Genomic DNA, 12422 nt, shown 5'->3' with positions numbered 1-12422 from the left:
GGCGGGCTGGGCCGCGGTTTCGGTTGGCTCAAGGCCTTGTTGAGATTCAGTCTGGGAATCAGTCATGGCAGCCCTGAGTATAAACCGCCCGGTTACTTCTTTTTCAGCAGATGGTCCGGGTTGAACAGCTCATGCGGCAGCCCGGTGTTGTACTGCACGTTGGTCAGGAAGCGCTGATTAGTCATATCGCCGTTGTGATAACGGGTGATGGTAAGCGGTGTGGGTAGCCCCTGAAACGTGTGGTAATCGTCGTACTCCTCGACGTCCTCGTCGTGGTCTTTGAAGGTCGTATTGCGCCACTGGAAGGTCCGGCGCAGGGGCAGATGCGTGGTGGCGTCGAGGTCGATAGTGACGCCATCGTTGTTCGCGCTCAGGATCGTCACCTCATCGGCCATGCGCCGCTCGACCATGCTGGTGCCATCGTAAAGCACCATGACACCGGGGGCCTTGAGCCAGTCGCGCACAACGCTCTCGATGGAGTGGTTCTGCCTGCGGTAGTAGTCTTCGACCTGGTCTTTGGGCAGGCTGGTCTTACCCTTGTAGGTGACCTCGTAGCCCTCGCCGCCGGTCCATATCTGTACAACGTCGATCTTCTTGCCGGGGAAGAGCATGCTCTTGTCGGTCAGGAAGCCGATGCGCTCGGCCTGCGGCTGGCCCCCCTCGGGAAACTGCTGCCACGCGTCGAACTCAACCACCATGCCATTCGGTCGCCCCTGAAAGAAGGCGGCGATGCGGCCGTGGAACTGCATGTCCTTACGATGCAGCCACTCATCTCCGCCAAGCGCCGTAACCATCTCGTCCATCAACTGGCGTCCACGCTGCTCCTGCGTCTGGGCGGTGGGCGCTGCGGTCGTCGCGCTGGGAATGCTACTGGCCTGCCCACGGAGCAGGGGAGGGGCCAATGCAGCTAACAATATGCCAGACAACAGGGTGCAGGGAACCTTCTTCATCGAAACTCCGTTTGCCATGAATCTACCCGATTCTTTGGACGGCTGCGGACGGGTGAATGTCCGGGCAAAAATATTCTGCATAGATCCCGCTTCTCCGATAATCTCATTCTCACGCAATCGCACCGCCTGTGCGGCGTGTTGCCAATCCTCTCGACAATGGAGCCCGTCTGAATATGAAGATCGCCGTAGTGATAGCTCGTGTTTTGCTTGGCCTGATATTTCTTATCTTCGGCCTCAACAACTTCTTCCACTTCTTCCCCGCGAACATGCCGCCCGGAGACGGCGCGGTGATGGCGGGCCTTATGTTCAAACACGGATGGGTCACCTTCCACGGCGTTCTGTATGTCATCGCCGCCGTGCTCCTGCTCGTCGGACGTTACGTTCCGGTAGGACTCACGATCCTGGGGCCGATCCTCGTGAACATTCTGCTGTTCCACCTCACATTAATGCCGGGCATCGGGCCGGGGCTGTTTGCAACTGTGTTGGAGCTCTTCCTGATCTGGGCATACTGGCCAGCCTTCCGGGGCATCTTCACGGCCAAGATGGACGTGTAGAACTTCAATAGAGAGGTTGTCAAGTCCCGTGGCGACATAAATCAAACAAAACAAGCAAGATAGAGGTTGCAAAAGAGTTTCCGTCAACCCATTACAATTAAGAAAGTGATCGAGTTATGCCCGGCGAAAGAGTGCCGGGCATAACTCTTTTAGAATAAGAGCTTTACCTGTAAAGCATTTGGAATGAAGACTTTGAAAAATAAGCCTTTATAAATGAAGACTTTAACACTAAAGTACCCCCGGGGGTAGGCAGTTGATTGAACTACAAGGGCGATTTAAAACCTATAAATCACGTCATCTCGACCGGAGCGAAGCGCAGTGGAGAGATCCCTGTATTTCGCCGTTGTCTCTTATCCTGAACTTCTTTAGACATATATTAAGAGGCGGATCGCCGAGCAGCCAGAAGTTTCCGGCGCTCCCCGATGAGCTGTCTCTGCTTCGTCTTCGGCATGGTCAGAATGGTGCGAACCTTGGGTGGAAGTTTCGCAAGCGTCAACTCGTAGGCCGTGCGAAGTTCCTGCTCCCATTCTAGGGTGCGGAAGACGTTCCAGCGTTCGACGGCGACCCAGTGAATGCGGGCGACGTAGGGCGCGGGAAAGATGCCGTCGATCTCGAGCAACTCGGCGAAGCGTTCCGGCCCGGCAGGGTAGGAGATGACGCGCTGGCGAGAGCTGTCCTGCTCAAGCTTGACCCAGGCGAACATCTTGCCGCCGATGGCTTTGTCGCCAACCCAGTAGACGAGGCCGCCAAACTGTGCGGTTTCGACGACGTGCGGAAGACTAAGGAGGAAGGAGCGGATGCGTTCGACGTCCATGGAAGGAGTATAAGAGGGATTGTAGATGGAAGCAGAAGGAAGCGGATTATATCACCAATTGATGTTTAATGTTCCACGTGGAACATTAATGCTAACCCCCACCCGTCGGATGGTCTTTCTCAGATCGTTTTTGCCCTATTTGGTTGTCATTCCCGAAGGGAATCTGCGTTTCTTTCATGCCTGCATAACTACGCCCGGAGGAATTCAGCGATAGCGCAGCCGGATGGGCCCTTTCGCCGTGGCCGGATCGACGACGGCTCCATGCTGAGTGATGACGATCTTTCCCGCGGCCACAAGACGCCGCGCAGCAGCACGAGCCGGCTCCATCAAAGCCTCCCAATCGCGGCGTGCGCCTTTGTCCTTGCCGCGAGCATCGCCGCTGACCAGCTTGGCCGCCTCTGACGGGCAGATCGTCTTGGTCCTGTCTCCATCGGCGCTGCGTTCGGCCAGCAGCTCAAGAATGGCAGCCTCAAGCGCCACATCTTTTTCGTCGCCGCGATAACCGCTACAGGCTTCACTGCAAAACTTGACGATGTCCCAGTCCAACTCCCACTTCTTCTGCCACTGAATGGGGCGGCGGCAGCTCTTGCAAAGCTTGTCTTTGTGCGGTGTAGGACGGTCGGGTTTACGTTTGCGGTCAGGCATGTTTATTTCGTCTGAAGTCGCTGGAGGATAGTTCTCCGCTCCGATTCGAGAACCTGGATTGGAGTAGAATCTCCACCCGAATATTTCTTCGATGTTTTATATGAGAGTGTCTTTGCATATCGATCTGACTTCGGATCGAATGTCCATGTTTCAGCTGTATAAAAATGTGGGGAGTCGAAGTGCGTTTCTCCTTGGCCCCATATGAAGTCTGCTTCAACTAAGATGGGATATTTAGATACGCTTGAAATTCGCCATATTGCATGTTCACTCTCATCTGTTGCTCCCGTATATGGCAGGAGATTGGTGATGCTTGCGCCTCCGTTATCTTCCTCATACCGAAGCATTGCGAACCGCGTTAGGGTACCGCTTCCACCTGCGGAGAACATGGCTGAGAAAAATATCCACGAATTACCCTCTATTGCGGAAATTCGCTCGGAATGAGGATCTAGGCCGAACTCATACGTCACATTGCCCATTGCAGTATGCGAAGGCATCTGGTAGCAAATGCCTGGCCTTCTAGATATGCAGAGCTTGGCTCCCGAGATTGGAAATCCATCTTGATCAACTTGCCCTTTTTGCACTGTAAAGTTTGGAAACGGTCTAGATGGAGACCTATTGTAAGTCTGTCCCACAGCAAATCCGGTGACCATTGTCGCCAAAATAATGCCCAACTTGCCCTTCATAAGTTCCTCGCGGTAAGCAACAGATTAGATATCAATCGACCTTATCTAAGACAAGTAGCTGAGGCCGCTATTCAACATAGAGCATATGTCAAAGGAAATCATGCGGGTTTGATCTTTATACTTAAGAGAATATGTCCGCTTCTGTAACGGAGACCATGTCTAACTTTTTATCGCTTGAAGACCAGCTTGACCTCATCACCAAGGGCGCTGCCGAGATTCTTCCGCTGGACGCTCTTAAGGAGCGCATTCAGCAGTCCACCGCCTCGGGTAAGCCGATGCGCATCAAGGCGGGCTTTGATCCGACGGCTCCTGACCTGCATCTTGGCCACACGGTGCTGATCCGCAAACTGCGGCACTTTCAGCAGCTTGGGCATACGGTCATCTTTTTGATCGGAGACTCGACCGCGCTGATCGGCGACCCGACCGGGCGCAACGTGACGCGCAAGCCGCTGACGCCTGAGCAGATTGCCGCCAATGCGGAGACGTACAAGGAGCAGGTCTTCAAGATTCTCGATCCTGAGAAGACCGAGGTTCGCTACAACTCCGAGTGGCTCGATAAGCTGAACTACTACGACCTGGTGAAGCTACTGGCGCAGTTCACGGTCTCGCAGATGCTGGAGCGCGAGGACTTTCACAAGCGCTTCGACGCCGAGCAGCCGATTGCGCTGCACGAGATGATCTATCCCGTCGCGCAGGGCTACGACTCGGTTGCTCTCAATGCAGACGTAGAACTCGGCGGTACCGATCAGAAGTTCAACCTGATGCGCGGCCGCGACCTGCAGAAGCACTTCGGTCAGCCGCAGCAGATTGTGCTGATGGTGCCGATTCTTGAAGGTCTCGACGGCGTGCAGAAGATGTCGAAGTCGCTCAACAATGCCATTGGTATTCACGAACCCGCGTCGGAGATGTACGGCAAGCTGATGTCGATCTCCGACGAGCTGATGTGGAAGTACTGGACGCTGCTGACCGATCTACGCAAGTCGGAGATCGCGCAGATGCAGGCCGATGTCGCCAGCGGTGCGCTACATCCGATGCAGGCGAAGAAGAACCTCGCGCACGCGATTACGAGTGATTTCCATTCTGCGGCAGAAGCGGATGCGGCGGCAGAGAACTGGGCGCAGCAATTTCAGCAGCGCGGCGTGGCGAGCGATCTCGAAGAGGTGTCGGTGGAATACAGCGCCGTCGCTGGAGCCGATCCGAAGACGGTGCGGATGGCGAAGCTGCTGGCGCAGGCCGGGCTTGCCAGTTCGGCGAGCGAGGCTACGCGCAAGCTGGCCGAGGGCGCGGTGCGCGTAGGCACCGACGTGTACCGCGATGCGATGCTTTCGCTGGAGTCATTGCCGGCAAAGCTAACGGTTCGGTTGGGCAAACGCGCCAAGGCTATTACGATTACGGCATGAGCCACGTTTGAGTCATCGCGTGGTTTTGGCACAAACCGGCGGGGAAAGATGGCATCCTACAACTATGCGTAAGCTGACTCACTCGAAGTTTTTTTGCTGTATAGCCCTGGTTCTTCTTGTTGCCTGGCCGCTCCATGCGCAGGACCCCACGCAGATCGTGCAGACAGCGGTTAACACCGAACTTGCCGCCAGCCGCAATGATCACAGCCTGTGGCGATATCGCGACAATCAGCGCGAAGCGGACAAAATTTCGATCGTGGTGCAGACCAGCCACGGCACGATAAAGCGCGTATTCGAAAAAAACGGCGCACCGCTGACTGCCGATGAAGCACGCGCAGAAGATGCCCGCATCCAAAGCTTTATTCACGACCCGGAGAAGATTGCGAAGCAAAAGAGAGATGGAGCCAGCGACGATAAGAACGCCGCTGAGCTTCTGAATATGCTGCCCACGGCGTTTCTGTGGAGGATCGCAAACGAGAACGGCGATTCGATCACTCTGACCTTCTCTCCCAATCCCGACTTCAACCCGCCGGATATGCAGTCGCGTGTGTTGAGCGCGATGGCCGGCGAGATGGTGGTCGACAAGCAGCAGCATCGCATCAAGACCATTAATGGAAAACTGGTACGCGACGTGACCTTTGGCTGGGGCCTGCTAGGACGAATGAAGCAGGGCGGGACGTTCCGCGTGGAACGCCGCGAGTTGAAGCCGGGCTTGTGGCAGATCACCGAGACACACGTGAATATCGTCGGCAAGGCGCTGCTGTTCAAAAACATTGGGCAGCAGCAGGATGAGGTGCAGACGGACTTTACTCAGGTGCCTGCGGACACGACGCTCGAACAGGCGGCGGAGATGTCGAAGGAGAAGCATTAGCTGCTGCTGCTGCGCGATGGTGATCGCGGCGGTATGCTCAGAGTGAGATGGCGCAGACACCGTATCCCCGAAGTGATCGTGAACTGATTCGCAGGATTGAGCGCTCTCCGGGGCATCGTGCCGGATACAAGCAATTGGTGCGCGAGTTCGGGCTCGGCGGTGGACGCGAGCGGCGTCTGCTGCTGGAGCAGCTTGCGCGCATTACCGCTCGTGGGGAGCTGGTCAAGATCGACACCGAGCAGTGGAGTTTGCCTGCCGCCGCGCCGGAGAAGACTGCTCGCGCATCGCGAAATGCAGAACAGCCCGTAGAACATTTAGAACATCGCGCCAACCGCGACCGTTTGGTAGCAGGAAAGATCGATCTGCATCGCGATGGCTACGCGTTTGTTCGACCTAACCAGAGCACTAGTCGCGAAGACGACTTGTTCATTCCTCCGAATGAAATCAACGGAGCGATGCAGGGCGACGAGGTGCTGGTGGATGAAGCGCCGCCGGGACGTGATGGACGGCGTTCGGGGCGAGTAGCGCGGGTGTTGACGCGACGCAATCCTACGGTGGTTGGCATCTTTCACTATGCGCGGTCGCGAGGGCGTTCTAACTCGTGGGAGAGTGCTCCACTGATCAATGGCAACTACGTCACGCCGCTGGACGAGCGGATGACGCAGGGGATTCTCATCCCTGAGGGTGCTGAGATTGCCGTAACACCGACTGTTACACCGCATCGTGTGTTGGGCGAAGAGGCGCAGGCGCAGCAGGCGCATTGGACGGAGGAGCTGGACCCGCATTGGCCACTGGAAGGGCTTGCGGTCGATATCGAGATCACGGATTTTCCTGCGCCGGGGCGTCCTGCGCGCGGTCGTGTGCTCGAAGTGCTGGGACCGCCTGATGCGTTCGGCGTCGATGTCGAGATCGTCATTCGCAAACATCATCTGCCGTATACCTTTCCTGCGAATGTGCTGGCGGAGGCCACGGCATCGGCGGCGCAGACGGTCGAGACGCTGGCAGCGGACGAGTTGAAACGGCGCAGGGATTTTCGCGGACTGCCGATCGTCACCATCGATGGCGAGACGGCGCGAGATTTTGACGACGCTGTATTGGTAGAGCCGCTGGCCAATGGCAATTGGCAGCTTCAGGTGCACATCGCGGATGTCAGCCACTATGTTCGTCCGGGCACAGCGCTCGATCTTGAAGCGCGTCTGCGTGGCACGTCAGTTTATTTTCCTGATCGCGCTATCCCAATGTTGCCGAATCAGCTTTCGAGTGGGATGTGCAGCCTGCGGCCAGATGAGGATCGGTTGGTTCTGAGCTGCCTGATGGAGATCGACGGACGCGGCGAAGTACTTGGCTACGAGTTGTGCGAGGGCATCATTCGCAGCGCACGGCGCATGACGTATACGCAGATTCAGGCGGTGCTCGATGGCGATGCGGCGACGCGCAAGGAGTTTGCAGCATTGGTGCCGGACTTCGAGCGCATGTACGAACTGGCGCTGAAGCTGAATGCGAAGCGTCATCGCCGCGGATCGATTGATTTCGATCTGCCGGAGCCGGTGGTGCAGTTCGATCCCGAAGGCAACATGGAAGCCATCGTGCGCTCGCAGCGTGGCTGGTCGCACCGCTTGATCGAGGAGTTTATGCTCTCGGCCAACGAGTGTGTTGCTCACTGGATCGAAGCGCAGGGCGTGCCCAGCGTCTACCGTATTCATGAGATGCCCGATCCTAAGCGCATCGTCGACTTTGAAGAGACGGCAAGTCAGTTCGGGTATTCGCTCGGGTTCAGCAGTCTGCCCGTAAAGCGGGTGCAGACGAAGGCTGACCGGCGCTCGGTGCGTGGAACGAATCGTACGGCGAAGACGCATGAGGTCGCTGAGTCGATTCCGGTGACGCCGCAGATGTACCAGCGGCTGACGGCGAAGATCGCAGGCAAACCGGAGGAGCGGATTCTTGCCTACCTGATGCTGCGGTCGTTGAAGCAGGCGCGATACAGCGAACAGAACGTCGGCCACTTTGCGCTGGCGTCGCCCAGCTATACCCACTTCACCTCGCCGATTCGCCGCTACCCGGACCTGATCGTTCATCGGCTGCTGCGCGATCTGTTGCAGCGCGGCGCGAATCCGCAGGGTGCGGCTATTTTGAGCACCGATCCGCAGCCTTGGCGCGAGATGAGTGATGCGAAGCAGGAAGCTAAACATACTTCCTCGCAGATTCGGCTTGGTGATGCGATGGCGCCTATTCCAGAGGCAGAGATTGCTGTCATCGCCACTGAGTCCAGCCAAGCGGAGCGCCGCGCCGATGATGCAGAGCGCGAGCTGATCGAGTGGAAGAAGATACGCTTCATGGAGGATCGTGTTGGAGAGGATTTCAATGCCATTATTCTCTCCTGCACGAAGTATGGCTTCTTCGTTGAACTCGACGACCTCTTCATCGAGGGGCTTGTGCCGATTGCGAGCTTGCAGGACGACCGCTATTTCTTCCGCGACACCGACAGGCAGATTGTGGGCGCGCGTAACGGCCACATCTTCAAGATGGGCCTGCGCGTTCATGTTCTGCTCGACAGGATTGACCGCCAACAAAAGCGACTGCAGTTCGCGCTGTTGCCGGATGAGAGAGAAAGCGAAGGTACACGGCGGTCTGGTTCCTTGCGACGTGCTGGAAAGAATAAGAAGGTAACGTCGGTTGATGATGGACGAACCAGACAGCCAAGCCCTGACCGTTCCGGAAAGCCACGCAAGACCAAGGGAGCAGCTGCGAAGAAGAAGGTTCGGAAGAGGGACAAGGTGAATAAAGGAAAGAAAAAGCGCGGTTGATCGCTTGCATCGAGATGATGGGTGATTGCTCCATGGATAGATCAATACAATGTCATTGCTGAACGATTTGTTTGATTCATTCTCATCTCACATGTGGAGTTCTGAAGATGGCATCGATTCGCAGAGAGATTTTTACCAGAGCCTGCCCGAAAGATGTATGGGCGGCAATTCGTGACGTTGGCGCATTACACACGCGGCTGGTTCCGGGGTTTGTTGTGGATACACAGTTGGAGCCGGGTGCGAGAATCGTAACGTTTGGAAATGGCTTGGTAGTGAAAGAGTTGATCGTCGATTTGGATGAAGAAGCTCGCCGATTGGCGTGGTCTGCGGTAGGAGGACAGCTTTCGCATCACAATGCATCGGTGCAGGTGTTTGCGGATGGGGAGGGAAGCAGGATTGTGTGGATCGCCGATTTACTGCCGAATGAGCTTGCGGAGGGAATTCGGGGCATGATCGAGCAGGGCAGCGTGATTATGAAGGAGACGCTGGACAGGCAGGCAGATAGAAGCTGAGCTTCGACTTTGGGTGATCGAGCTGTATTGGCGAGAAGGAGGTATCCTAGAGATGTCTCTGGCTGCGTTATGGTCTGACTACGCTTGGGCCGATATTTTTAGATATTTAGATAAAGGAATTGAAGAATATGGCGCACATGGTTTTCTGCACCAAATACAAGGCTGAAATGGAAGGCCTCGATGAACCGCCCTTTGACTCGGATTTCGGTCAGAAGATCTACAAAAATGTGTCTAAAAAAGCCTGGGGCGAGTGGGTGGAGCGCCAGAAGATGCTGTTGAATGAGTACCGCCTGCAGCCCTGGACGCGCGAGGCACAGGAGTTCCTTGTGGAGCAGATGAACGAGTTCTTCTTCGGCGAAGGCGGATCTTTGCCCAAGGAGTACGTCGCGCCTACGAAGTAACGGATGGCGCGAAGATCGCGCGATTCGTGTACACTTAGGTCTGCAACATACCCCGCCGCGGTCCGCCCGGACTGCGTGCAAACAAGAGTCGGGACGTGGCTCAGCCTGGTAGAGCGCACCCTTGGGGTGGGTGAGGTCGCTAGTTCGAATCTAGTCGTCCCGACCATTTTTCTCAACAATTTAGACCTTCGCAATTAATGCTATAGTGTCGGTGATTGTACTGTCTGCAATAGCTCGAGCGCTTTCTTAATATCTTCATCTGCCGGAGTCAGCTTCTGCGCGGCCAGCAACTCTGTTCGCCCATTTTTGTAGTCGCCAGAGCGGCAGTAGATCAAGCCAAGATCTTTGTGAAGCGGGGCTAGTGAATCGCATTGCCCACAAGCATTAATAGCTTCCTTGAGTTGGGCGATCGCCTGCGGCCAGTCGTGGGCGTCGGCTGAGGCCAGGGCAAAGTTACCAAGCGTGTTCGCGCGATCTGTGATGTGCTGTGCGGCCTGCAACGTTTTGAATTGCGCCTGCAATCGCTTGGCTTCATCGGGATGCGACTGCATCAGGAGACGTGAGAGGCTGTAGTACGCCTCGCTGTATTGCGGCTGAATTTGGATGGTTCTACGCCATTGCTCGATTGCACCGGCTGAATCGCCCTTCCGTTGAAGTTCCTGCCCCAGCATGAAATGAGCTTCGGCATTGTCCGGCTTGACGGCAAGCGACTTCTGGAAGTTGCGAATGGCTGCCTCTGTCTCCCCTGCCTGCCTCGAGATTAAACCCAGAAGGTACCAGGAGTCTGCCGAGTTTGGATCGAGCTGAATTGCCTTCTCAAGTTCGGGTTTTGCCTCGCTGTTGCGTTGTAAATCGAGGAGGACTCGTCCCTTGTTGTAGTGTGCCACGGCATTGTCCGGATCCAGATTGACCGCTTCAGAAAATTCGCTCAACGCACCGTTGAGGTCGAACTGATCGGCCAGGGCAATTCCCAGGTTCAGATGTGCTCCCGGCGATTTGGGGTCAAGCTCCGTCACCTTGCGAAAATGGGTGAGGGCCTCACTTCCTTTATTCAAGCGCACCAGGACCATTCCATATGCGCTGAGGGCGCCAGTATTATTCGGTTCGATTTGAACGGCGGTAGAAAGTGCCTGAGCGGCCTCCGGGAATCGGCCTTCGCTAGCCAGTATCATGCCCAGATTGGCGAAGGCCTGACCATACTGCGGATTGTTTTCCGTTGCTTCGCGGAATAGCTTTTCGGCTTGCGCGCTTTCGCCGAGCTGCCCACTCAGAACGCCTAAATTATTTTGAGCTTCAGCATATTGCGGATCGAGCGAGATGGCCGTCTCGAACTGCTTTTTCGCGGTGGCGGCCTGATTTTCCTGCAGGTCGAGAACGCCAAGTTGATTATGAGGACGAGCCAGCTTGGGATCGAGTTCGACCGCTTTTTCGAGTGCCTCCCGCTCCGCGCGATGATCTCCCGTCCGGTCTAAAGCAAGGGCAAGGTTGTAGTAGGTGCGTGCATTTCCTGGGTCTTCGACGAGTGATTGGCGATACAGATCAACGGCCTTTTGCGGATCTCCCGTCTGCAAATCAGCATTTGCCTGATTTGCTTTCACACCGGCGACATCTTGTTTGACGCCTTGCTCCTTTTGCTTCTCGAAGGTACTTAATTCTTTATTCGCCTCACTCTTCTGTCCGAGAGCACGTAACACTGCTGCTAACTGAAATCGTGCCTTGCTCGAACTTGGATCGAGTTTGAGGGCAGCTTCCAGTTCGGGACGTGCCTCTGCAGGACGGCTAAGGTGCGCGAGCACATAGCCCAGGCTGTATCGTGCATCGAAATAATTCGGGTTAATAGCCACTGCCTGACGTAAAAATTTTTCGGCGCCTGCATAGTCGCCCAATCCTTTTTCCACGACGCCGCTGAAGTAAAGTGCATCGAATTCGTGCGGTCGACGCTGCCGATACTCCTGCATAATCGGAGCCGCGGTATCGAACTGAGCGAGAACCACCAGAGCTTTTACATAGGACAGGCGAGTGACGTCGTCGGAGGGATCGAGGCGCAGCGCCTCTTTAAATTCCTGCGCTGCCTCGCCGAATCGGTTCTCTTGAACGTAAACGGCTCCCATATTGAAGTGCCCCTGGGCATAAGCAGGATGCTGCTTAATGATTGCAGAAAGAACCTTCAGTGATTCGTCAGGATTACCGTTCTTTGAATACGCGACGGCAAGATTGAGCTGTAAAACTTCGTCCGGCGGAGCGTTCTTGAGCGCTGCAATAGCCGCTTCGTATCTTCCTTCGGCAATAAAAGCCTTGGTGAGACCATCGATCGCCTTAATCGATTGCGGATTTTCTTTCAGAATCGACTTGAAGACCTCAATTGCACTGTCTTGTCGGTTCGTCTCACTGAGTGCTGCTCCCAACGGCAGTAAAATCTGCTCCGAGTTCGGCTTCAGCGCCGACGCTGTCTTGAGCTCCGTAATCGCGCCGCGAGGATTGCCGCTGCTCAGCAGAGTGAGTCCGAGATCGTAGTGACCCTGCCACGATTTGGGATCGAGCCGAAGTGCAGATTCAAAGGCAGAGATGGCGCAAGAGAATTGACGGCGCTTTGCAAACCAGGTTCCCAGTGCTTCGTAGGCGCCACTGGAAGGATTGGAAACAATCATCTGGTCCAGCGCGGTCGGTCCGGTACAAGCGGGACCACTCTGGGCGAACGCGATTGATGGCAAGACACAGAAAACAGGGAGTGCAAGCAGAACATATCGCCACATTGATCTTCGCCTTCCGGCGTTCCGGTGAAAGGATT

The 12422-nt window shown here is 55.8% G+C and carries 11 protein-coding genes and 1 tRNA gene; 7 read left to right on the top strand and 5 right to left on the bottom strand.

The window, feature by feature from the left end; all coding sequences use genetic code 11:
- Window positions 1-92: 92 nt before the first annotated feature.
- Entirely contained in the window at window positions 93-968 is an 876-nt protein-coding gene (locus tag IEW09_RS00555; protein WP_188552233.1) for a hypothetical protein, read from the bottom strand.
- 155 nt (window positions 969-1123) lie between these two features.
- Between IEW09_RS00555 and IEW09_RS00550 the strand changes: the two genes are divergently transcribed.
- A complete protein-coding gene (locus tag IEW09_RS00550) occupies window positions 1124-1504 on the top strand; it encodes a DoxX family protein (RefSeq protein WP_188552232.1) in 381 nt (126 codons plus the stop codon).
- Between the two features lie 376 nt (window positions 1505-1880).
- Here IEW09_RS00550 and IEW09_RS00545 read toward each other — a convergent pair whose 3' ends face one another.
- From IEW09_RS00545 to IEW09_RS00535, 3 genes are all read right to left on the bottom strand, one after another.
- Window positions 1881-2318 (bottom strand): MmcQ/YjbR family DNA-binding protein, encoded by a 438-nt coding sequence (locus IEW09_RS00545; protein ID WP_188552231.1) that lies wholly within the window; start codon window positions 2316-2318, stop codon window positions 1881-1883.
- Window positions 2319-2522: 204 nt separating this feature from the next.
- Window positions 2523-2963, bottom strand: a complete 441-nt coding sequence (locus IEW09_RS00540) for a DUF3253 domain-containing protein (RefSeq protein ID WP_188552230.1) — start codon at window positions 2961-2963, stop codon at window positions 2523-2525.
- A gap of 2 nt (window positions 2964-2965) precedes the next feature.
- Window positions 2966-3646, bottom strand: coding sequence for a hypothetical protein (locus tag IEW09_RS00535; protein WP_188552229.1), 681 nt, complete (start codon window positions 3644-3646; stop codon window positions 2966-2968).
- A gap of 131 nt (window positions 3647-3777) precedes the next feature.
- Between IEW09_RS00535 and tyrS the strand changes: the two genes are divergently transcribed.
- The 6 genes from tyrS (at window position 3778) to IEW09_RS00505 (ending at window position 9800) form a co-directional block, all read left to right on the top strand.
- Window positions 3778-5046, top strand: coding sequence for a tyrosine--tRNA ligase (tyrS, locus tag IEW09_RS00530; protein ID WP_229738977.1), 1269 nt, complete (start codon window positions 3778-3780; stop codon window positions 5044-5046).
- 64 nt (window positions 5047-5110) lie between these two features.
- Window positions 5111-5917: a hypothetical protein gene (locus IEW09_RS00525; protein WP_188552228.1), complete on the top strand. Its 807-nt coding sequence runs from the start codon at window positions 5111-5113 to the stop codon at window positions 5915-5917.
- Window positions 5918-5964: 47 nt separating this feature from the next.
- Window positions 5965-8721, top strand: a complete 2757-nt coding sequence (locus IEW09_RS00520; RefSeq protein ID WP_188552227.1) for a ribonuclease R family protein — start codon at window positions 5965-5967, stop codon at window positions 8719-8721.
- 107 nt (window positions 8722-8828) lie between these two features.
- Window positions 8829-9233, top strand: a complete 405-nt coding sequence (locus IEW09_RS00515; RefSeq protein ID WP_188552226.1) for an SRPBCC family protein — start codon at window positions 8829-8831, stop codon at window positions 9231-9233.
- A 128-nt stretch (window positions 9234-9361) separates the two neighbouring features.
- Entirely contained in the window at window positions 9362-9634 is a 273-nt protein-coding gene (locus IEW09_RS00510; RefSeq protein ID WP_158911839.1) for an oxidative damage protection protein, read from the top strand.
- Between the two features lie 89 nt (window positions 9635-9723).
- Window positions 9724-9800: transfer RNA gene (locus IEW09_RS00505), tRNA-Pro, on the top strand.
- Window positions 9801-9834: 34 nt separating this feature from the next.
- Here the strand turns inward: IEW09_RS00505 and IEW09_RS00500 are convergent.
- Window positions 9835-12387: a tetratricopeptide repeat protein gene (locus IEW09_RS00500; RefSeq protein ID WP_188552225.1), complete on the bottom strand. Its 2553-nt coding sequence runs from the start codon at window positions 12385-12387 to the stop codon at window positions 9835-9837.
- Window positions 12388-12422: the final 35 nt, after the last annotated feature.

Source organism: Edaphobacter dinghuensis (assembly GCF_014640335.1).
Classification (GTDB): Bacteria; Acidobacteriota; Terriglobia; order Terriglobales; family Acidobacteriaceae; genus Edaphobacter; species Edaphobacter dinghuensis.
The sequence above is the reverse complement of the archived record's forward strand: the minus strand, read 5'-3'. Positions and strand labels throughout refer to the sequence as shown.

Excerpts from the sequence above, each read along its gene's own strand:
- IEW09_RS00510 (WP_158911839.1), top strand. The coding sequence starts at position 9,362 with ATGGCGCACATGGTTTTCTGCACCAAATACAAGGCTGAAATGGAAGGC.
- IEW09_RS00550 (WP_188552232.1), top strand. The coding sequence starts at position 1,124 with ATGAAGATCGCCGTAGTGATAGCTCGTGTTTTGCTTGGCCTGATATTT.
- IEW09_RS00515 (WP_188552226.1), top strand. The coding sequence starts at position 8,829 with ATGGCATCGATTCGCAGAGAGATTTTTACCAGAGCCTGCCCGAAAGAT.
- IEW09_RS00520 (WP_188552227.1), top strand. The coding sequence starts at position 5,965 with ATGGCGCAGACACCGTATCCCCGAAGTGATCGTGAACTGATTCGCAGG.
- IEW09_RS00535 (WP_188552229.1), bottom strand. The coding sequence starts at position 3,646 with ATGAAGGGCAAGTTGGGCATTATTTTGGCGACAATGGTCACCGGATTT.
- IEW09_RS00500 (WP_188552225.1), bottom strand. The coding sequence starts at position 12,387 with ATGTGGCGATATGTTCTGCTTGCACTCCCTGTTTTCTGTGTCTTGCCA.
- IEW09_RS00555 (WP_188552233.1), bottom strand. The coding sequence starts at position 968 with ATGGCAAACGGAGTTTCGATGAAGAAGGTTCCCTGCACCCTGTTGTCT.
- IEW09_RS00545 (WP_188552231.1), bottom strand. The coding sequence starts at position 2,318 with ATGGACGTCGAACGCATCCGCTCCTTCCTCCTTAGTCTTCCGCACGTC.
- IEW09_RS00525 (WP_188552228.1), top strand. The coding sequence starts at position 5,111 with ATGCGTAAGCTGACTCACTCGAAGTTTTTTTGCTGTATAGCCCTGGTT.
- IEW09_RS00540 (WP_188552230.1), bottom strand. The coding sequence starts at position 2,963 with ATGCCTGACCGCAAACGTAAACCCGACCGTCCTACACCGCACAAAGAC.
- tyrS (WP_229738977.1), top strand. The coding sequence starts at position 3,778 with ATGTCCGCTTCTGTAACGGAGACCATGTCTAACTTTTTATCGCTTGAA.